The following is a 20,157-nucleotide window of genomic DNA, read 5'->3' as shown; positions in this document are numbered from 1 at the left end:
CGCACGGCAGCGGCTGCCCGACGCGGGAAGGCTTGATTGAAAACCCGTCCGGGGCCTTTGGTTGCGCGTTCGGGCGCGTTGACACATGCATGGGCTTGGCGAAGGCAGGCGCCACGTTTTTCACGGGAGAATTGTCTTGTCGAAGGTACCGCTCAAGATCGCCATCTCGACGGAACATCCGCACACCGCGGCCATCCGTTCGGGCGAAATCGAGATCGAGGGCGTCGAGCCCGAATTCATTGTCACCAAGCCGCAGATCGGCGCGTTCCGCCGCATGGTCCGCGATCTGGAATTCGACGTCTGCGAGATCGCGCCAACCACCTACATCATCGCCCGCGCCTACGGTAAGCCGTTCAAGGCCCTGCCGATCTTCGTCGTGCGCCGCTTCCACCACTCGGGCCTGCTGGTCCGCCCGGATGCCGGGATCACCAGCCCCAAGGACCTCGAAGGCAAGCAGTGCGGCGTGCGCGCCTACTCGGTGACCACCGGGGTGTGGACCCGTCAGGTGCTGATCGACGAATTCGGCGTCGACAACAACAAGATCACCTGGTGGGTGGACGACGAGGAGCACGTGCAGGAACTGCAGCTCCCCGCCAACGTCAAGCACGTGCCGGCCGGTGACAGCCTGGCCGACATGATGGCCCGCGGCGACATCATTGCCGGGTTCGACGGCGCGGCCGGGATCGGCCGTACTGGCGCGCCGACCGGCGGCTGGCAGGAAGTCGAGACCAATTATCCCGACCTCTTCCCCAACGCGGTCGAACTGGAAGCCGAATACTACGCCCGCACCAAGGTCTATCCGATGCACGGCACGATCGTGGTCAAGGACTCGGTGCTGGAGCAGCACCCGTGGATCGCCAAGTCGCTCAACGATGCCTTCACCAAGGCGAAGGACCAGTGGCTCGAGAAGATGCACTCGGGCGAGGACAGCAGCGGCGTGGCCAAGAAGTACAAGGCGCTGACCGAGATCGTCGGGCCGGACCCGCTGCCCTACGGCATCGAGGAAAACCGCGCCACGATCGAAGCCCTCGAAAAGACCGCCTACGACCAGGGCCTCATCCCCAGCCGGATGACCATGGACGAACTGTTCGTCGACCCGCTCAAGGCGCCTTCGTTCGCCTGATCGCCTGACGGCGCCCCAGGGCGCCACCCAGCGGCCCGGAGGGTTGCGGCGCGCCGCGCCCTTCCGGGCTTCTTTCTACGTTTATCAACCGGGGAATTCCCATGATCATCGACTGCCACGGCCATTTCACGACCGTTCCGGCCTCGTTCCGCGACTGGCGCAACCGCCAGGTCGCCGCGGCCAATGACGAAGCCAATGCCCCGTCCGTCAAGGACTGCATCGTAACCGACGACGACATCCGCGAGGGCGTCGGCAACGGCCAGCTCAAGCTGCAGCAGGAGCGCGGCGGCGACCTCACCCTGTTCTCGCCGATCGCAGGCCTGATGAGCCACCACCTCGGCAACGAGCGCACCAGCCTCGAATGGGCGACGATCAGCAACGACCTCGTCCGCCGCGTCTGCGACATCTACCCGGACAACTTCGTGCCGGTCGGCATGCTGCCGCAGAGCCCCTATGCCCCGCCGAAGAACTCGGTCCCCGAACTGAAGCGCATGGTCAACGAACTCGGCTTCGTCGGCGTCAACGTGAACCCGGACCCGACCGGCGGCTACTGGACCGGCAAGCCCTTCACCGACAAGGAATGGTACCCGCTGTTCGAAGCGCTGTGCGAACTGGACGTTCCGGCGATGGTTCACGTGGCGGCCTCGTGCAACCCGAACTTCCATGGCACCGGCGCGCACTACATCAATGCCGACACCTCGGTGTTCATGCAGATCCTGCAGTCCAGCCTGTTCGAGGATTTCCCGACCCTGCGCCTGGTCATCCCGCACGGCGGCGGCGCGGTGCCCTACCACTGGGGCCGTTATCGCGGCATGAGCCTCGAGATGATGAACCGTCCGCTCGAAGGCCTGCTCGACAACGTGTTCTTCGACACCTGCGTGTACCACCACCCGGGCGTCGAACTGCTGACCAAGGTCGTGCCGACCAGCAACGTGCTGTTCGGTTCGGAAATGATCGGCGCCGTGCGCGGCAAGGACCCCTGCACCGGCCACTACTTCGACGACACCAAGCGCTATGTCGACCAGTGCGAAGCGCTGACCGACGAGGACCGCAAGGCGATCTTCGAGGGCAATGCCCGCCGCGTCTATCCGCGCCTCGACGCCCTGCTCAAGTCGCGCGGCCTCTGAGGTAACACGGCATGCTGACCCGGGAGCAGAACGACCTTCTCACCCGGGTCAGCGGCCCTGCCCCGATGGGGCAATTGCTGCGGCGCTACTGGCACCCGGTCGCCGGCGCCGCCGAGCTTGACGACCAGCCGATCAAGCCGGTCCGCCTGTTCGGCGAGGACCTGGTCCTCTACCGCGACCTGTCCGGCAACCACGGGCTGATCGACCGGCATTGCCCGCACCGCCGCGCCGACCTTGCCTATGGCTTCGTCGAGCCGGACGGCCTGCGCTGCTCCTACCACGGCTGGGCGATGAACGCCGCGGGCGCGGTCACCTCGGTGCCCTACGACGACATCGTCCTGCCCGCCCACCGGCTGAAGCAGGCCTGCAGCATTGCGGCCTATCCGGTGCGCGAACTGGCCGGCATGCTCTGGGCCTACATGGGGCCCCTGCCCGCCCCCGAACTGCCGGTGTGGGAGCATTTTGCCCGCGACAACGGCTTCTGCGAAGTCGTCCTCTCCGACATTCCCTGCAACTGGCTGCAGTGCCAGGAAAACTCGATCGACCCGGTGCATTTCGAGTGGCTTCACGAAAACTGGCCGCAGCGCCTGAAGGGTGCGAGCGCGAGCAGCGCGGCCCGGCACACCAAGGTGGAATTCGACGAGTTCGAGTTCGGCCTGACCTATCGCCGCCTGCGCGAAGGGATGAACGAGAGCGATGAGATGTGGACCATCGGCCGGGTCTGCCTCTGGCCCAACGGTTTTTACCTTGGCGACCACATCGAATGGCGGGTGCCGATCGACGACGAGAACACGCTGTCGGTCTCGTGGTTCTACACCCGCGTCCCGCAGGAGAGCGAACCCTACGTGCAGGAGCGGATTCCAGCCTGGCACAGCCCGATCCGCGACGAGGCGGGCCGCTGGATCACCAGCCACGTGATCAACCAGGACATCGTCGGCTGGGTCGGCCAGGGCACGATCGCAGACCGCACGCGCGAGACCCTTTCGGCAAGCGACAAGGGCATCGCGATGCTGCGCCGCCGCCTGCAGCGAGACCTCGCCGCGATCGAACGGGGCGAAGACCCCTCGGGCCTGATCCGCGATCCGGAGCGGGCAGCCCGCGTGCCGCTGCCCAATGCCAATGCCCACTACCTGGCCGCCATCCCGCGAGCGGAATGGCTGGCCCACCCCTTTCTCAGCCGCCGTGCCGCCGGCAATCCATGGGCGGCCGGCCAGCCCGACGCCGTGCGGCTCGCTTATCTCCGGGCCATGGGATTCGCGGGCTGAATGTGTCCGCGCCCAGCGATTCAGTGCCGGGAACTTATACCCCCTGCCACAGTATGAACTACCACCTTGCGGGTCCGGAGGTGCAGATGCACGGGGAATCGACCGGCGCCGGGACAGGCGACCGGCTAGGAGCCTGAGCAATGCCTTCCAACTATGTCGACATCCATCCGCACATCATTTCCGACGACGAGACGCGCTATCCGCCCGCGCCGCTGTTCGGCAAGCGGTCGGACTGGTCGCAGGAACGGCCCAACACGGTCGAGGCGCTGATCGCCGCGATGGACGAAGCCGGCGTGCAGAAGGCCGCCGTGGTCCATTCGTCGACCACTTACGGCTTCGACAACTCCTACGTGGTCGACGGCTGCAACCAGTATGCGGACCGCTTGCTCGCGGTTGGCTCGGTCGACGTTGCAGCACCCGACGCCGTTGCAACGATCCGCGAATGGGTCGGCAAGGGCCTCGGCGGCCTGCGCATCTTCACCGGCGGATCGACCAAGGACTTCGATCCGACTGAACTGGAAAACCCGGCGGCCTACCCGGCTTGGGAACTGCTCGGCGAACTCGGCATTCCGATGTGCATCCAGACCGGCCCGATCGGCCTGCCGCAGGTGACCGCGCTGGCCCGGCGCTTCCCGAACGTGAACATCATCATGGATCACCTCGGCCGCCCGGACGTGCTCGACGGCCCGCCCTATGCCAATGCCGCGAGCCTGTTCGAACTGGCGGCGCTCCCCAACATATACATGAAGCTCACCCCGCGCATCATGGGCGACGTCAAGAAGGGCGCGGCCAGCCCCGAGACCTTCTTCCCCAAGGTGGTCGAGGCCTTCGGCGCGGACCACCTCGCCTGGGGCTCTAACTTTCCGACCTCGCCCGGTACGCTCAGCGAAATTCTCGCCACGGCGAAGGACCGTCTTGCCTGCCTCAGCGAGGAAGACCAAGAGTGGATTTTCGGTGGGACCGCTCTCAAGCTCTATCCGCAGCTTGCGGATTGATCCGCGCCGAGCATTCATGAACTTGGTTTTCTAGGAGAGCACACCTCATGGCATCGTCCCCGCAAACGCCAGCCGGCACCGCCACGGGAGCGGTCGGCGATGCCGAACCGGGCGCCTCCGCCCTTCCCCCGCTCTCGACAACGGCCCTCTGGTTCGTCCTGCTGCTCCTCGCGACTGGTGTGCTGATCAGCTACGTCGATCGCACCAGCATGTCCTCGGCCATCGCCGCGGAAAGCTTCAAGACCCATTTCGGCCTGACCGACCTTGACAAGGGCTGGCTCAACTCGGCCTTCTTCTGGTCCTACGGCCTGGTCCAGATCCCGATGGGTTACGTGGTCGATCGCTACGGCGTGAAGTGGCCCTATGCGATCTGCTTTGCCCTGTGGAGCGTGGCCACAGCGCTGACCGGCATGATGGACGCGTTGGCCGGCCTGATCATGATGCGCTTCATCATCGGCGCGGCCGAGGCGATTGCCATTCCCGCCAGCTTCCGCTGGGTGCGGGACAACTTCGGCGACCGGCACAGCGGAACGGCAGCCGGCATCCTCGCCGCCGGCAACAAGTTCGGCCCGGCAATCGGCGCTCCCGTCGCGATCTGGTTGATCAACATGCATTCCTGGCGGATCATGTTCATCGCCACCGGCATCGTCGGCCTGATCTGGCTGATTCCCTGGCTGGCCCTGACCCGCAACGACTTCCCCAAGATCGAGGCCCGCGCCGCAAAGAAGCGCGCCGCCTCCTCGGTGCCGATGCGCAACATTCTGGTGAGCCCGGTGGTCTGGGGCGCGATGATCTCGAACTTCTGCTACGGCTACTTCACCTTCTTCTGCATGCAGTGGATGCCGGATTACCTGCACAATGAGCGTGGTCTCAGCCTCGAGAGTTCGGGCGTCTACACCTTCTTCAGCTTCGCCGGCATCGCCATCGTCGCAATCATCGCCGGCTGGGCGGCGGACCGCATCATCGCCCGCGGCGGCGACCCGGTGACCACCCGCAAGTGCTTCGTCGTGGCCGGCTTCGTCGGGGCCTGCACCGTCCTGCTCGGCGTCCAGACCGAATCGCTCGAGATGGCGTTGTTCTGGAACGTGTTCTCGCTCTCGTCGCTGGGCCTTGCCACGGCCAATAACCTTGCCCTGTGCCGCATCACCCTGATCCCCAAGCCCGCGGTCGGCCTTGCCACCGGGGTGCAGCAGGTCGCTACCAGCCTCGCCGGCGGCGTCGCCGGCGCGCTGACCGGCTGGCTGCTGCACATCAGCAACAACAACTATGACCTGCCGATGATGATGATCGGTGTCTTCCTTGTCATCGGCGCGCTGAGCACCTGGGTCCTGATGCGGCGCAAGTGGGCGCCCAAGGTTGACGTTATCTGACTTCGCCCCCGCTCCGCGCGCCTGCCTTGCGGCAGCGCGCGGAGGCCGGGATGACTTGTGATCGTGAATGACGGCGAACGGGCAGCCAGCCTGCGCCTTGAGGAGTTTGCTTAAAATGGCAAAGATCGTATTCGGCATGGCCGTGCCGCACAGCGGCATGCTTGGGCAGAAGCCCGAGGACTGGCTGAAGAACGGCGACCGCGACCGCAACAATCCCGAGCTCTGGTACAAGGGCAAGACCTATACCTATCCAGAGCTGGAAGCGCTGCGCGGCGCAGCCTTCGAGCCCTTCCTGACCATCGAGGAGCGGACCGAGCGCGCAGCACGCTGCCGCGCCGCGCTGGACGAAATGGCCGCCGCCTACGAGCGGGCCAAGGTCGATGTCGTGATCGTGCTGGGCAAGGACCAGAAGGAAATCTGGCCTGACCAGTCGCCCTGCATCACCGTCTACACCGGCGAGGAAGTGCACAACGGCCCGCCGCAGCGCCCGGTCTATGCGCCCGACCACCACGTGGTCCACAAGGCCTATCCGGAGCTGGCGACCTACCTGATCAAGAAGTTCCAGGACGAGAGCTTCGACCTCAACGACCTGATGGCCTGGCCGCAGAACGTGTGGATGGAAAAGAACCAGGGCTATGCGCCGGAATATCCGGTCGTCCCCCACGCCTACAGCTTCGTCTATCACCAGATCATGGGCGACGAGGTGCCGCCGCACGTGCCGGTACTGTTCAACCTGTTCTACCCGCCGACCCAGCCCTCGATGAAGCGCTGCATCGAGTTCGGCCGCGTCCTGCGCGAGGCGATCGAGGCCTGGCCGGAAGACGTCCGCGTGGCGGTGATCGCCTCGGGCGGCCTGTCGCACTTCGTCAACGACGAGGAGTTCGACCGTGACGTGATGGGCAAGCTTGCCGCCTATGACTACGAGGGCCTCGCCGCGATCCCCGACACCTATTACCAGTCGGGCACCTCAGAGGTGAAGATCTACTCGATCGTCATGATGGCCCTGCAGCAGACCGGCGCGGAGATGACCTTGGTCGACTACGTGCCCTGCTGGCGCACCGCCGCCGGCACCGGCGAGGGCATGGGCTTCATGTACTGGCAGGCCCCCGAGGCCGCCTGATCCCGAATTTCGCGAACAAGGAATTTCAGAGCAATGAGCACTCGCCTCAACGGCATCATCCGCGCCTTCGAAGAGGGCAAGCCGGCCTTCACCTGCTTTGCCAAGTCGGACAAGCAGACCGCGATCGACCTGTCGGACAGCCCCTATGACGGCCTCGTCGTCGAGATGGAGCACAATCCGTTCGACATGTCGGCGCTGGGCGATTTCCTGCAGTACCTGCTCAACCGCAAGCAGATCCTCAAGCAGGGCAGCCCCGCCCCGGCCGTGACCCCGCTGGTCCGCATCCCGTCCAACGGCGCGGAGATGGATCACTGGCAGGCCAAGCAGGCGCTCGATCGCGGCGTCTACGGGATCATCACCCCGCACGTGAAGACCGTTGAACAGGCCTACAACGCGGTCGCGGCCTGCCGTTATGCCCGCCCGAAGAACGCCCCGCTCTATGAGCCGAAGGGCGTGCGCGGCGACGGCCCGGCCACGGCCGCCCGCTACTGGGGCCTGACCCAGCCGGAATACTACGCCAAGGCCGACGTCTGGCCGCTGGCCCCGGAAGGCGAGCTGCTGGTCGGCCTGATGATCGAGAGCGAGGAAGCGATCGAGAACCTCGACGACATGCTGGCCAACGTGCCGGGCATCGGCTTCTGCCTGATCGGCGAGGGCGACCTCAGCCAGGAACTGGGCTACGCCCGCCAGTACGAGCACCCCGAAGTGCTCGGTGCGATGCGCAAGATCGTCGAGACCTGCAAGAAGCACAACGTGGTCGTCGGCAATCCCCACACCAACGCCAAGAACGTCGAGCGCCTGCTCGGCGAGGGCTATCGTTTCCTGATGAGCGCGCCGCAGCGCTCCTACGGGGTGATCGGCCAGGCGCGCGAGATGGCGGGCTACTGATCATGAACGGCGCGCAAACCCTGGTGAACACCCTGGTGGACCAGGGTGTGGACATCTGCTTCGCCAATCCCGGCACGTCGGAAATGCATTTCCTGGCGGCCCTCGACAATCCCCGGATGCGCTCGGTGCTGTGCCTTTTCGAAGGTGTGGCCACCGGCGCTGCCGACGGGTGGTACCGGATGAAGGACAAGCCGGCTTCGACCTTGCTCCACCTCGGGCCGGGTCTGGCCAATGGCCTCGCCAATATCCACAATGCCAAGCGCGCCTCGTCCGGCATGGTCAACATCGTCGGCGAACACTCGGTTTCGCACCTCAAGTACAACCCGCCGCTGTCGTCGGACATCGAGGGCCTGGCCCGGCCGCTGTGCCACTGGGTCCGCCGCGCCGACAGCGCCGACACCATCGCCTGGGACGCGGCCCAGGCCGTGGAAGTGGCGAGCGAGCATCCCGGCAAGATCGCAACGCTGATCCTGCCCGGCGATGTCTCGTGGCGCGAGGTCAAGTCGCCCGCCACCCCACCGGTCGGCAACCGCCCGCGCAAGGCGGTCGACCCGGCGCGGATCGAGCATGTCGCCAGGATCCTGCGCTCAGGTGAGCCGGCGATGCTTATCCTCGCCAACAAGGCCACCCGGGGCCGGGCGCTGGACCTTGCCGGCAAGATCGCCAAGGCCACCGGCGCGCGGCTCGGTTCGCAGTTCTTCACCGCGCGGATCGAGCGCGGCGCGGGCCGCACCCCGATCGAGCGCATCCCCTATGCCGTGGCCCAGGCGACGGCGTTCCTCGCCCCGATCAGGCACATCATCACGGTCGAAACCGTCGAGCCGGTGGCTTTCTTCTCCTATCCCGACAAGCCGAGCCTGATGAAGCAGGAAGGCACCTCGGTGCACCCGCTGGTCGAGGCGGACGAGGACAGCGAGCTGGCCTTCGAGGCGCTGCTCGATGCCCTCGGCGCCAGCCAGACCACCGGGCTGGTACAGGAGCGGATCGTCACCCCGCCGCCCACCGGCGCGCTCAATCCGATCTCGATCGCCCATGCGCTGGCCGCCGCGATCCCGGAAAACTGCATCGTGGTCGACGAAAGCCTGACCACGGGCCGCGAATCCATGGGCCTGACCATGGGCGCGGCGCCGCACGACCTGATCAACAACATGGGCGGCTCGATCGGTTATTCTACCCCGGTCGCGACCGGCGTGGCCCTGGCCTGCCCCGACCGGCCGGTGCTGTGCATGGTTGGCGATGGCTCGGCCATGTACACGATCCAGTCGCTGTGGACCCAGGCGCGCGAAAATCTCAACGTCACGACGGTGATCTTCGCGAACAACTCCTACGCCATCCTCAAGCTCGAATATGCCAACATGGGCGCCGGTGAGCCCGGCCCCCAGGCCATGAACATGATCGACATCGGCAATCCGAAGATCGACTGGCTGGCCATGGCAAAGTCGATGGGGGTTCGTTCGGTCGCGGTCGAAACCGCCGAAGACTTCACCCGCACCCTTGCCGAATGCCTGGCCGAGCCCGGCCCGAAGCTGATCGAAGTAAGACTCTGAAGGGAGAGTAGAGACCCATGGCGACCGTTGAAAGCGGTGTGCTGACCCTGCGCACCAATCTCGCCGAATACCCCGTGACCAAGGCCATCCGCGATGGCCGCGTCACGTCCGACATCGTCACGCTCGATTGCTGCGGGCCCGATCCGGCGCAGAACGGCTTCAAGGACATGCTCCGCCGGGGCATGTACGATTGCGGCGAGCTGGCGATCGTCACCTATCTTCAGGCCAAGTGCTACAACAAGCCCTACGTGATGCTGCCCGCCCCCGTCTCGGGGCGCTTCCAGCATCACTGCGCCGGCTTCAACCGCGAACTCGGCCACATCGACCCCAAGGACATCGAGGGCAAGAAGGTCGGCGTGCGCACCTATGCGCAGACCACCGGCCTATGGGTGCGCGGCATTCTCCAGCACGAATACGGCGTCGACCTCAACAAGGTGACGTGGATGACCGTGGGCGAAGGCCACCTCGAGGAATATTCCGATCCCGAGAACTGCATTCGCCTGCCCAAGGGCTCGGACATCGGCCAGATGATGCTCGACGGCGAACTGACCGCAACGCTGCAGGGCGTAGACCTACCGAAGGACCCGCGCGTCGAGCGGCTCGTGCCCGATCCGTTCAATGCCGCCAAGGAATGGTTCAAGCGTTCGAGCGTCGTGCCGATCAATCACGTCTTCGTGGTGCACGAGGACATCTCGAAGAACCACCCCGAGGCAGTCCGCGACATCTACCGCATGATCAAGGACAGCCGCGCGCTGACCGAGGGCGGCGTGCCCGACCCGTTCCCGCCGCTGGGCGTCGAGGAAAACCGCAAGGGCCTCGAGCTGGCGATCGAATGGGCCTTCGAACAGAAGATCATTCCCCGCAAGCTGTCGGTCGACGAACTTTTTGATGAGACGACCGGCGCTCTGCAATAGCGCATGGCGCAAACCATGTAGCGCTACCGCATACGTATGAAAAACCAAACGGGCCCGGCAGGAAATTGATCACCTCCCGGGCCCGTTCTGCGTCTAAATCCCTGCAAGCGAAAACAAGCAAACGCGATCATTTTCAATGATCGCGTCAGGGAGAAATACAAATGCGTCACCGCACTGTCCTGCAAACAATTCTGATAAGCACTATCAGCGCCGGCGCCCTCGCGGCCACCCCGGCCCTCGCCCAGGCCGCGACCGAAGGCGAGGCAGAAGCCCCGATCGCGGATATCGTCGTCACCGCGCAGAAGCGCGAGGAGCGGGCCCAGAACGTTCCGATCGCCCTGACCGCGCTCGGTGCAGCCGAACTCAAGGCTGCCGGCGTGACTGACACTGCCGGCCTGCGCGCGGCGGTCCCTGCGCTCAACGTCACCACCGCCACCGGCGGCTACGCCCTGCCCCGTATCCGCGGCATCGGCTCGACCGGCCAGGGCCCGGGGATCGAAAACCCGGTCGCGGTCTATGTCGACGGGGTTTATTACGGCGCCGCCTTCGGCGTTCTCCAGTCGCTCTTCGACGCCCAGCAGGTCACCGTGCTCAAGGGGCCGCAGGGCACCCTGTTCGGCCGCAACGCCACCGGCGGCCTGATCCAGATCGCCACCATGGGCCCCAGCAGCAAGTGGACCGGCAAGGCCGAGGTCGGCTACGGCAACTTCCAGACGATGAACACGGCGGCCTACCTGTCAGGGCCGATCTCCGACACTCTTTCGTTCTCGCTCTCGGGCCAGTTCGAAAACCGTGACAAGGGCTTCGGCAAGAACCTGTTCACCGGCGGAAACATCAACTCCGGCGAAGGCTATGCCCTGCGCGGCAAGCTGAAGTGGCAAGCGGCCGACACCTCGGTCCTGCTCTCGGCCGACGCCAACGGCCGCAACGCTTCCGAGCCGGCCTTCCGCAACTTCACGCTCAACACCCTCGGCCAGAACGTCACCAACCAGATCATCGCCCTCGGCGGCAATCCGGAGCGGGACATCTACGCCGACTTCGACCCCTACCTGCGCACCCGCCAGAAAGGCGGCAGCGTGACGATCGAACAGGGCCTCGGCGGCGTCTCGCTCAAGAGCATCACCGCTTACCGCGACACCAAGATCCGCGCCTACTTCGATCCGGACGGCACGGTCCAGCCGCAGCTGCGGATCGACAACTACCAGTATGACCGCCAGTTCACCCAGGAACTGAACTTGCTGTCGGAAGCCAACGGCCCGCTCAAGTGGGTGGTCGGCGGCTTCTACATGTGGAATTCGGCGGGCACCGAGCCGGGCCGCACCACCGGCACCCGCACCTTCGGCGGCAACGGCTACACCGACAACGTCAACAACGTGCGCCTGAAGTCCTTGTCGGGCTTCGGCGAAGTGACCTGGTCGTTCGATCAGGACACGCACCTGATCGCCGGCATCCGCTACACCAACGACGACCGTTCGCTCACGGCCCAGACCAACAGCTACAACGGCGCCACCAGCACCTTCACCGCCGGCACTCCGGTGAGCGACAGCCACACCTTCAAGAAGACCACCTGGCGCCTCTCGCTCGACCACCGCTTCTCTCCGGAAGTGATGCTCTACGCCAGCTACAACCGCGGCTTCCGCTCGGGCACCTACATCGCCCAGGCCTTCACCGCTGGCTCCGCCCCCCTGCTCAACCCCGAAGAAGTCGATGCCTTCGAGGTCGGCCTCAAGACCGATCTGTTCGGCCGCCGCGTGCGCCTGAACGTGGCCGGCTTCTACTATGACGAGAAGAACATCCAGGTGATGCAGGTCATCTCGGGGGTGCAGAACGTCTACAACGCCCGCGGCGCACACATCTACGGGCTCGATGCCGACCTCAACTGGTCGGTGACGAAGAACCTGCGGCTGTTCGGCGGGCTCAACCTGACCCATGCCCGCTACACCAGCTTCACCGATGCCGTGCTGTCGATCCCCTATCCGGTGGCCTCGACCTTCAACGTCACCAACCTGACCTACGTGAACAGCAAGACCGGGCAGACCGTGGCCAACACCGCCTGCCTCGGCACGTTCGGCTCGCCGCTCACCCAGCTCGGGGGCAACTGCCTCTATTATGGCGATGCGTCGGGCCACAAGCTGCAGAACACGCCGGAACTGACCTTCAGCCTTGGCGGCGCATTCGACGTCCCGACCCAGGCCGGCCTGTTCACCCTGTCGGGCAACGTCTACTACAACGACGGCTTCGTCGGCTCGCCCGACGAGCGCGTGACCCAGTCGAAGTACACGCTGGTCGACGCCTCGCTCACCTGGCATCACCCGAACGAGCACATGTATGCCAAGGTGTGGGGCCGCAACCTGACCGACGCGTTCTACCGCACCCAGATCGGCGCTTCCAACAGCGGCGACAACGGAACCTACGGCGCGCCGCGCACATATGGCGCAACAATCGGTTTCGAGTTCTGAATCTGGACGAGAAGCATCAGCCCGGCCACAAGCCGGGCTGATTGCTTTTTGGGAGAGAAGCTCGATGAGCCTGAACCGCCGCCACTTCCTCGGCAGTGCCGGGGCGGCTTTAGCCTGCCTGCCCGCCCTGACCCGCGCGCAGGATCGGGCGCCGCAGCAGCAACCGCGCATCGTCCTGCTCGGCACGGCCGGCGGCCCGCCGGCTCATCCGGGCCGCTCTCAGCCTGCCACCCTCCTGCAGGTGGCCGGGCGCAACTACCTGATCGACGCAGGCGAGAACTGCGCCCAGCAACTGCTCCGCGCCGGGGTGCCGGCGCACAAGGTCGACCAGTGCTTCCTCTCCCACCTGCACTGGGATCATACCCTCGGGCTGGACTACCTGATGGCCACGGGGTGGATGATGAACCGTACCGCGCCGATGCCGGTCTGGGGCCCGCCCGGCACCCGCGAACTGGTCGCCCGCACGGCGGCCTCCGTGGGGATCGGTGAAGACATCTTTCGCGCCCAGGCCAAGGATCGCCCACCCCTCGCCTCGCTTTATCCGGCCAGGGTCGTCGATACTGTCACTCCTCGCGTCATCTTGCAGGATGGTCCGGTCAAGATCAGCGCGGCCGCCACCTCGCACTTCGCCGCCGTCCACAGCGCGCCCCATTCCTACGGGATCGACAAGGCCCTCGCCTACCGCTTCGACACGCCCGCCGGATCGGTCGTCATCACCGGCGACACCGGTCCATCGGCTACGCTCGAACAGCTCGCGCAAGGATGCGACGTGCTGGTTTCGGAGATCTGCGACCTCGTCTCGATCCGCGCCGGGCTGGTCGAGGCCAGCCGCCCGGGCCAGAACATCGACCTGCTCGTCGAACATATGCGCAGTCAGCACCTCAGCCCCGAGGAGCTGGGCAAGCTCGCCACTCGCGCCGGGGTGAAGAAGCTGGTGCTGACCCATTTCGTCATCGGCCGCGGGTTCGATCCACAGGCCTTCGCGCCCCAGATCGCCCCCTTCTTCAAGGGCGAGGTCATAGTCGGCCGCGACCTGCTGAGCATTCCTCTCGGAGCTGAGAATTCATGACCCGCCTCTCCCGCCGCCACTTCCTCGCCACCACCACGCTTGCCGCTGCGGCTCCCGCCTTCGCCGCCGAAAAACCCCGCTACCGCGATCCCGCCGCGCCCGTGGCCGAGCGGGTGGCCGACCTCCTTTCGCGCATGACGCTGGAGGAAAAGGTCGCCCAGATGCGCGCCATGTGGTTCGGCAAGGCCGCGATCCTCGACGCGGCGGGCAACTTCGCGCCCGATAAGGCGGCGGGCGCCCTCGCCAACGGGATCGGCCAGCTCAGCCGTGGTGGCGACTGGGCAGGCACCTCGCGCTTCACCCAGGACCAGCACCGCCCGGGGACCAATACCCTCGCCTTGCTCAACGCCGTCCAGCGCCACCTCGTCGAACAGACCCGGCTCGGCATCCCCGCCCTCGTCCACGAGGAAGCCGCTCACGGCTTTGCCGGGCCCGAGGCCACCATCTTCCCGATTCCGCCCGGCCTCGGCAGCACGTGGAACCCCGCGCTGGTCGAACAGGCCTTCACCGTCGCCGCGCGCGAGGCTCGTGCGCATGGCGCCGCGGTCGCCCTCGCCCCGGTGCTCGATCTCGCCCGCGATCCGCGCTGGGGCCGGGTCGAGGAATTCTTCGGCGAAGACCCCTTCCTCGTCGGCGCGATGGCGCTGGCGGCAACCCGCGGCCTGCAGGGCCGCGCCCGTCCGATCGGGCCGGAGCGGGTCTTCGCCACGCTCAAGCATTTCGTCCACGGCACACCCGAAGGCGGCCTCAACCTCGCCCCGGCCGACATGTCGCAGCGCACCCTGCGCGGCACTTATCTCGTCCCGTTCCGCCGCGCGATCGCCGAGGGCGACGCGGCCATCGTCATGCCCTCCTACAACGAGGTCGGCGGCGTCCCTGCCCATGCCCACCGGGCCCTGCTGCAACAGGAAGGCCGCCGCGTACTGGGCTTCAAGGGCCCCTATTTCAGCGACTATGCCGCGATTCCGAACCTGGTCGAGCATCACCATGTCGCCGCCGACGATAGCGAGGCGGCGGCCATGGCCCTGCGCGCCGGCGTCGATGCCGACCTGCCCGAGGGCGCGGCCTATGCCCGCCTGCCCGACCTGGTCCGGGCTGGAAAGGTGCCGGAAAGCGCGATCGATCTCGCCGTCGGCCGCATCCTCGCGCTCAAGTTCGAGGCCGGGCTGTTCGAGCGGCCCTATACCGACCCCCGCCGCCTCACAGCGCAGACCAATCGCCCGACCGACGTCGCCCTCGCCCGCGAAGTGGCGCGCCAGGCCGTGATCCTGCTCAAGAACGACGGCGTCCTCCCGCTGGCCCCGCGCGCGGGGCTGAAGATCGCGGTGATCGGGCCCAACGCCGAAGAGGCCCTGCTTGGCGGCTATTCGGGCGAGAACAGCCGCTCGGTCGGCCTCCTCGAAGGCCTGCGCCGCAACGTACCCAAGGACTGGGTGGTAACCCATGCCGAAGGCGTGCGGCTGACCGACCGCGAGGCGAACCGCCCGCCGCGCGTGATCGAACCAGCGAAGCTGACCGACCCGGCCACCAATGGCGCCCGGATCGCCGAGGCCGTGGCCGCCGCCCGCGCGGCCGACGTCGTCATCCTTGCCTTGGGCGACAAGCCGGAGCTGACACGCGAGGCGGTCCGCGCCAATGCGCCGGGCGACCGCATGTCGCTGAAGCTGTTCGGCGATCAGGACCGCCTGGTCGAGGCGATCGCCGCCACCGGCAAGCCGCTGGTCTCGATCCTCCTCAACGGCCGGATTCTTTCCGTCCCGCGCCTGACCGACGTGTCGAACGCGCTGATCGAGGGTTGGTATCTCGGGCAGGAGGCCGGCAATGCGCTGGCTGACGTGCTGCTCGGCGCGACCAACCCCGGCGGCAAGCTGCCGGTTACCGTGCCGCACGCCGCCAGCACGCTGCCGGCCTATGTCGGGCGCGAGCCTTCGGCCCTGATCAACCACTATATCGAGACCGACAACGCCCCGCTGTTCCCGTTCGGATTCGGCCTGTCCTACACCACCTTCACCGTCTCCGCCCCGCGCCTGTCGGCCGCGCGGATCAGGCAGGGCGAGGGCGTCACCGTCTCGGTGGACGTCACCAATACCGGCAGCCAGACCGGCGACGAGGTCGTGCAGATCTACCTCCGCGACGAGGTCAGCTCGGCTCCGCGCCCGCTGCTCGAACTCAAGGGCTTCGAGCGCGTCCGGCTCCAGCCGGGCGAGACCCGCACCGTGGCCATAGGCCTGCCCGCGGAGGCTTTCGCCTTCTGGAACGCCGAGCTGGAATGGGTGGCCGAACCGGGCCGCTTCACCATCCACGCCGGCAATTCCGCGGCCAGCCTCAAGAGCGCGACGCTCGAGCTGGCCTGATCGCCAGCCACTTGCTCACGAAAAAGCCCGGCGCAGACCTCTCTGCGCCGGGCTTTTTCCATCGGCCCTTGCGGGCGCGGCGTTACTTCCGCTTGGCCGCCGTCTGGAACATCTTGTCCGGCACGTAGATCGGCATCGAATCTTCCCACTTGGTGTCGGTGACCATGCGCTTGTTCGAGCCGTCGCGGTCAGCCACATAGATCTGGCCATATTGCTGGAAGGTCATCTCGTAGAGCGCCGCCTCGTCGCGGAAACCATGCTCCGAGCCGCTCCACATGATGCGGTTGTCCCACGACCAGACCGCGTGGCCATCGCTCGAATCGTGGGTGGTGATGCGGCGCAGCGTCTTGCCGTCCGGAGTGATGGTATAGACGTCGAAGTTGTTGTCGGTCCGCTTGCGGGTAAACACGATCTCCTTGCCGTCGGGCGACCAGCCGGGAAGGTTGTCGAGCCCTTCGGTCAGGACGGTTATCTTGCGGGTCTTGGCGTCGAGCAGGCGCAGGCCCTTCTCCTTCTCGCTCCACACCCGGAATACGATCCGGTCCGGATTGTTCGGATCGACACTGGGGAAGCCCGAATGCATCGTGCCGTCGGTCAGCTGCTCGGCGCCGGTGCCATCGCGCTTCACCCGCCAGATCGCAGCGGTTTCATGCGCGCGTTCGATGAACCAGTAGCCAAGCCCGAACACGATCCACTTGCCGTCAGCCGACCAGGCAGGCTGGAAGGCACCGGCCAGGCCCATCTTGACCCGCGCAAGGTCAAGCCCGTGGCCGCCGGACTGGAACACCGTGGTCTTGCCGGTACCGTCCGGCCGCATGATCACGATCGAGGAATCGCCCAGCTGCTTCTCGGTATAGACCAGCCAGCCATCGCGCCCGATCTGCGGGAACACGTCGAGGTGGCGATAGGACCAATCGTTGTCCCACGAATAGAGCGGCTTGTTGAACGGACGGATCGGGAAGAACGAGGTCTTCTCGTAGATCACGCTCTTGCCGTCGGCGGTCCAGTTGGGCGAACGGACCTTGCCCAGCACCGGCTTGCGGCCCGAGGTGTAGTAGAGCCCCTCGTTGGGCCCATACTTCACGAGGTAGCCGATCTCGTCATTGGTGACGAACTGCGGCTGGATCTTCAGCTCGTTACCGGTGGTGTGATAGGTCCACTCCCCGGTCTCCAGTTCGATCGAGACGATCTGCGAAGGGGTCTTGCCGATGTAATTGGGCCGCCGCGCGCCCCAGGTCGCCTCGGTGGTCATCTCGTGGAAGCAGACCCGCTTGCCATCGGGCGAGAACTTGGGCGAGCCGAGGCAATAGCCCGGCTTCTGCGCGATCTTGTGAAAGTCGCGGCCATCCGGCCGGATCATGTAGAGCGCCAGTTCCTGGGTGTGCTCCCAGCCCTGCCCGCCGTCATGGCCGTACCAGCGGGTGTTGCGGTCGGTCGAGAAGACGATCCACTGCCCATCGGGCGACCAGTGCGGGCGGAAGTAGCAATCGGGCAGGCCGATCTCACCGTGCACGCCCGGGGTCCCGGTCAACTGGGTCAGGGCGCGGCTCGCCACGTCCATCACCCAGATGTTGGCGCGATAGCCGTTGCGGGTCGAGACGAAGGCCAGCTTGGTGCCGTCGGGCGAAAGCACGCCGGCATCGTCCATGGCCGAATCCACCACCAGCGGCTCGATCCCCGTCCCGTCGATCCGGGCGCGGAAGATGTCGGACTGCCCGTCGCCATTCCGCTCCGAAGTGAAGACCACCCATTGCCCGTCAGCCGAAGGCGTGCCGTTGTACTCGTAGGCCGCGTCGGCCAGCAGCTTGCGCTCGCCGGTTCCGTCGAGGTTGGCGATGTACAGGTTGGCGATCGAGGGCGCGATGCGGTTCATGAAGAACACGCCCTTCTTGCCGGCGGCCGCCTGGCCCATCGCCGAGCCGGAAACGCCGGCCGCCAGCGTGGCCAGCGACAGGCCCATGAAATTACGACGATCCATTACGCATCCTCCAATCCGAAAAACTCGTCTAGCCCGCACGGGCCATACCGAAACTGAACCGACCCTCTTCGCGGTGCCTTCACCCGGGCCGAATGTCCGCAGACTTTTCGATCCGAAGCAATATCGGGCATCGAAACACTGTCGTTCGTGATAGTTACCCCATCCATTTGCTCACCGGCACGGCCGATTGCTCGAGCGGCTGGGCGATGACATCGATCAGGGCCGGGCCGTCGTGCAGGGCGGCGGCGCGAACCACCGCGTCGAGTTCCGCCGGATCGGCCACGGTCCAGGTCTTGAGGCCATAGGCCGCCGCGATCCGCGCATGGTCCGTGCGGGAGAAGTCCACCCCGAAATACCGCTCGCCATAGCCATCCTTCTGACTGGCCTTGATCCAGCCGAACGAGGCGTTGGAAAAGACCACGAACAGGATCGGCAGGCCGAGGCGGACCACGGTCTCGAACTCGCCCACGGCAAAGCCGAACGAGCCGTCCCCCATGGCCGCCACGACCTTGGCGTTCGGATCGCCGACCTGGGCCCCGATCGAGGCGGGCAGGGCAAAGCCGAGCGCGCCGTGCGCGCGGTTGGTGATGAACCGGCGCCCGGCCACGTCGAAGGGATAGTGGCCGGAGAAATAGGGGCACGGCGTGCCCGGATCGGCCACCACGATGGCGTCGCGCGGCAGGGCCGCGGCCAGCGCCGCCAACACCCGCTCGGGCCGGATCGGCGCCTCGTCCGACCGCGCCAGGACTTCGAACCGCGTCCGCTTGGCCGCCTTGAGCCCGGCCAGCCGCGCCGCCGCGCCGCAGTCGCGCTTCCGGCCCTCCAGCCGCGTCTCGACCGCGCGCAGCAGGGCGCCAAGGCACAGCCGCGCATCGCCCACGATCCCGGCTTCGATCCGGTAATTGGCCGCGACCACCATCGGGTCGATATCGATATGAACGATCGGCACATCGCGCCTCGGCACCGTGCCGTGTTCGGTCGTGGTCGACCCCGCCCGGCAGCCCACGAAGATCACCGTGTCGGCCGCTGCCAGCGCCTCGCGCGTCTCGTCGGTCCCGCCATTGGCGCCGACCACGCCAATCGCCAGCGGGTGATCGTCGGGCAGCACGCCATGCCCGCTGACGGTGGAAGCCACCGGCGCATCGAGCAGTTCGGCCAGCGCACGCAGGTCTGCGCAGGCGCCCGAGATAATCGCCCCGCCGCCGCAGACGAAGGCCGGCTGCCGCGCGGCGAGGATCACCTCGGCCGCCGCTTCGACGAGGTCAGGATCGGGGCCGGGGCGAAACGCGGGAAACGTGCCGTGGCGTGGCTCGGCCCAGATGTCGGCCGCACTCAGCGACTGCTTCTGCAGATCGTAGGGCAGGCCGATATGCGCCGCGCCGGGTCGGCCGGTGGTCATGGCGCGGAAGGCGGTGCGAAACAGGTGCGGTATCTGGCCAACGTGGTCGGCCACGGCGTTCCACTTGGTGAGTGGACGATAGAGCGCGCGCTGGTCCAGTTCGGTCAGGGCATAGCGCCCCCGCGCCGTCACCGGCACGTCCGAGGTGATCGACAGCAGCGCGATCGAGCTCTCGTTGGCCTCGACCACGCCCGGCAGGATATAGGTTGCCCCGCCTCCGCTCGGCCCTTCGCAAACCCCGGGCCGCCCGGTGACGCGGGCATAGGCGTCGGCCATGTAGGCCGCGCTGCGCTCATCGCGCGTCAAGACATGGGTGATGCCATGGTCAAGCCGGGCGAGAGCATCATAGAACGGCAGGCTGGTATCGCCGCACAGGCCGAAGACATGGCGCACCCCATGCGCCTGCAACATGCGGACAGCGGCCTCCGCGCCGGTAATCTCGCTGGTCATCGCCTGTCCTTTCGCCGCCCCGCGATAGCGCGCGGCCGTGCGAACCGACAATTGAAACCGGGCGGCGGTGATCGGATTGCCGTCCCCGCCGCTCCGGCC

Annotated in this window: 14 protein-coding genes; 12 read left to right on the top strand and 2 right to left on the bottom strand. The window is 66.4% G+C overall.

What is annotated here, in order from left to right; genetic code table 11:
- The first annotated feature begins 136 nt into the window (after positions 1-136).
- The 12 genes from H7F51_RS10695 (at position 137) to H7F51_RS10640 (ending at position 16,231) form a co-directional block, all read left to right on the top strand.
- Positions 137-1,123: an ABC transporter substrate-binding protein gene (locus H7F51_RS10695; RefSeq protein ID WP_246448170.1), complete on the top strand. Its 987-nt coding sequence runs from the start codon at positions 137-139 to the stop codon at positions 1,121-1,123.
- Between the two features lie 101 nt (positions 1,124-1,224).
- Positions 1,225-2,250, top strand: a complete 1,026-nt coding sequence (locus H7F51_RS10690) for an amidohydrolase family protein (protein WP_185664298.1) — start codon at positions 1,225-1,227, stop codon at positions 2,248-2,250.
- Positions 2,251-2,261: 11 nt separating this feature from the next.
- Complete coding sequence (locus tag H7F51_RS10685; RefSeq protein ID WP_185664297.1) at positions 2,262-3,515, top strand: aromatic ring-hydroxylating oxygenase subunit alpha; 1,254 nt, start codon at positions 2,262-2,264, stop codon at positions 3,513-3,515.
- A 140-nt stretch (positions 3,516-3,655) separates the two neighbouring features.
- Positions 3,656-4,510: an amidohydrolase family protein gene (locus H7F51_RS10680; RefSeq protein ID WP_185664296.1), complete on the top strand. Its 855-nt coding sequence runs from the start codon at positions 3,656-3,658 to the stop codon at positions 4,508-4,510.
- Positions 4,511-4,557: 47 nt separating this feature from the next.
- The gene (locus H7F51_RS10675; protein WP_185664295.1) at positions 4,558-5,880 is read left to right on the top strand and encodes an MFS transporter; all 1,323 of its coding nucleotides are present in this window, start codon (positions 4,558-4,560) and stop codon (positions 5,878-5,880) included.
- Between the two features lie 115 nt (positions 5,881-5,995).
- Positions 5,996-7,000, top strand: a complete 1,005-nt coding sequence (locus tag H7F51_RS10670; protein ID WP_185664294.1) for a DODA-type extradiol aromatic ring-opening family dioxygenase — start codon at positions 5,996-5,998, stop codon at positions 6,998-7,000.
- Between the two features lie 33 nt (positions 7,001-7,033).
- Positions 7,034-7,888, top strand: a complete 855-nt coding sequence (locus H7F51_RS10665; RefSeq protein ID WP_185664293.1) for an HpcH/HpaI aldolase family protein — start codon at positions 7,034-7,036, stop codon at positions 7,886-7,888.
- A gap of 2 nt (positions 7,889-7,890) precedes the next feature.
- The gene (locus tag H7F51_RS10660) at positions 7,891-9,435 is read left to right on the top strand and encodes an acetolactate synthase large subunit (RefSeq protein WP_185664292.1); all 1,545 of its coding nucleotides are present in this window, start codon (positions 7,891-7,893) and stop codon (positions 9,433-9,435) included.
- A gap of 17 nt (positions 9,436-9,452) precedes the next feature.
- Complete coding sequence (locus H7F51_RS10655) at positions 9,453-10,349, top strand: phosphate ABC transporter substrate-binding protein (RefSeq protein ID WP_185664291.1); 897 nt, start codon at positions 9,453-9,455, stop codon at positions 10,347-10,349.
- 161 nt (positions 10,350-10,510) lie between these two features.
- Positions 10,511-12,808 carry a TonB-dependent receptor gene (locus H7F51_RS10650; RefSeq protein ID WP_185664290.1) on the top strand — a complete coding sequence of 766 codons (2,298 nt, stop codon included), beginning with the start codon at positions 10,511-10,513 and terminating at the stop codon, positions 12,806-12,808.
- 64 nt (positions 12,809-12,872) lie between these two features.
- Positions 12,873-13,877, top strand: a complete 1,005-nt coding sequence (locus H7F51_RS10645; protein ID WP_185664289.1) for an MBL fold metallo-hydrolase — start codon at positions 12,873-12,875, stop codon at positions 13,875-13,877.
- Positions 13,874-16,231: a glycoside hydrolase family 3 N-terminal domain-containing protein gene (locus H7F51_RS10640; protein WP_185664288.1), complete on the top strand. Its 2,358-nt coding sequence runs from the start codon at positions 13,874-13,876 to the stop codon at positions 16,229-16,231. The genes H7F51_RS10645 and H7F51_RS10640 overlap by 4 nt, the downstream gene beginning before the upstream one ends.
- Before the next feature lie 82 nt (positions 16,232-16,313).
- On the opposite strand, the gene H7F51_RS10635 is transcribed toward H7F51_RS10640, so the two are convergent.
- A complete protein-coding gene (locus H7F51_RS10635; protein ID WP_185664287.1) occupies positions 16,314-18,209 on the bottom strand; it encodes a TolB-like translocation protein in 1,896 nt (631 codons plus the stop codon).
- Positions 18,210-18,363: 154 nt separating this feature from the next.
- Positions 18,364-20,058, bottom strand: coding sequence for a thiamine pyrophosphate-binding protein (locus H7F51_RS10630; RefSeq protein ID WP_185664286.1), 1,695 nt, complete (start codon positions 20,056-20,058; stop codon positions 18,364-18,366).
- Between the last annotated feature and the right edge of the window lie 99 nt (positions 20,059-20,157).

This window comes from Novosphingobium flavum (assembly GCF_014230315.1).
GTDB classification, from domain to species: domain Bacteria; phylum Pseudomonadota; class Alphaproteobacteria; order Sphingomonadales; family Sphingomonadaceae; genus Novosphingobium; species Novosphingobium flavum.
The sequence above is the reverse complement of the archived record's forward strand: the minus strand, read 5'-3'. Positions and strand labels throughout refer to the sequence as shown.

Coding starts and splice junctions, on each gene's coding strand:
- H7F51_RS10690 (WP_185664298.1), top strand. CDS start 1,225: ATGATCATCGACTGCCACGGCCATTTCACGACCGTTCCGGCCTCGTTC.
- H7F51_RS10685 (WP_185664297.1), top strand. CDS start 2,262: ATGCTGACCCGGGAGCAGAACGACCTTCTCACCCGGGTCAGCGGCCCT.
- H7F51_RS10680 (WP_185664296.1), top strand. CDS start 3,656: ATGCCTTCCAACTATGTCGACATCCATCCGCACATCATTTCCGACGAC.
- H7F51_RS10675 (WP_185664295.1), top strand. CDS start 4,558: ATGGCATCGTCCCCGCAAACGCCAGCCGGCACCGCCACGGGAGCGGTC.
- H7F51_RS10670 (WP_185664294.1), top strand. CDS start 5,996: ATGGCAAAGATCGTATTCGGCATGGCCGTGCCGCACAGCGGCATGCTT.
- H7F51_RS10665 (WP_185664293.1), top strand. CDS start 7,034: ATGAGCACTCGCCTCAACGGCATCATCCGCGCCTTCGAAGAGGGCAAG.
- H7F51_RS10660 (WP_185664292.1), top strand. CDS start 7,891: ATGAACGGCGCGCAAACCCTGGTGAACACCCTGGTGGACCAGGGTGTG.
- H7F51_RS10655 (WP_185664291.1), top strand. CDS start 9,453: ATGGCGACCGTTGAAAGCGGTGTGCTGACCCTGCGCACCAATCTCGCC.
- H7F51_RS10650 (WP_185664290.1), top strand. CDS start 10,511: ATGCGTCACCGCACTGTCCTGCAAACAATTCTGATAAGCACTATCAGC.
- H7F51_RS10645 (WP_185664289.1), top strand. CDS start 12,873: ATGAGCCTGAACCGCCGCCACTTCCTCGGCAGTGCCGGGGCGGCTTTA.
- H7F51_RS10640 (WP_185664288.1), top strand. CDS start 13,874: ATGACCCGCCTCTCCCGCCGCCACTTCCTCGCCACCACCACGCTTGCC.
- H7F51_RS10635 (WP_185664287.1), bottom strand. CDS start 18,209: ATGGATCGTCGTAATTTCATGGGCCTGTCGCTGGCCACGCTGGCGGCC.
- H7F51_RS10630 (WP_185664286.1), bottom strand. CDS start 20,058: ATGACCAGCGAGATTACCGGCGCGGAGGCCGCTGTCCGCATGTTGCAG.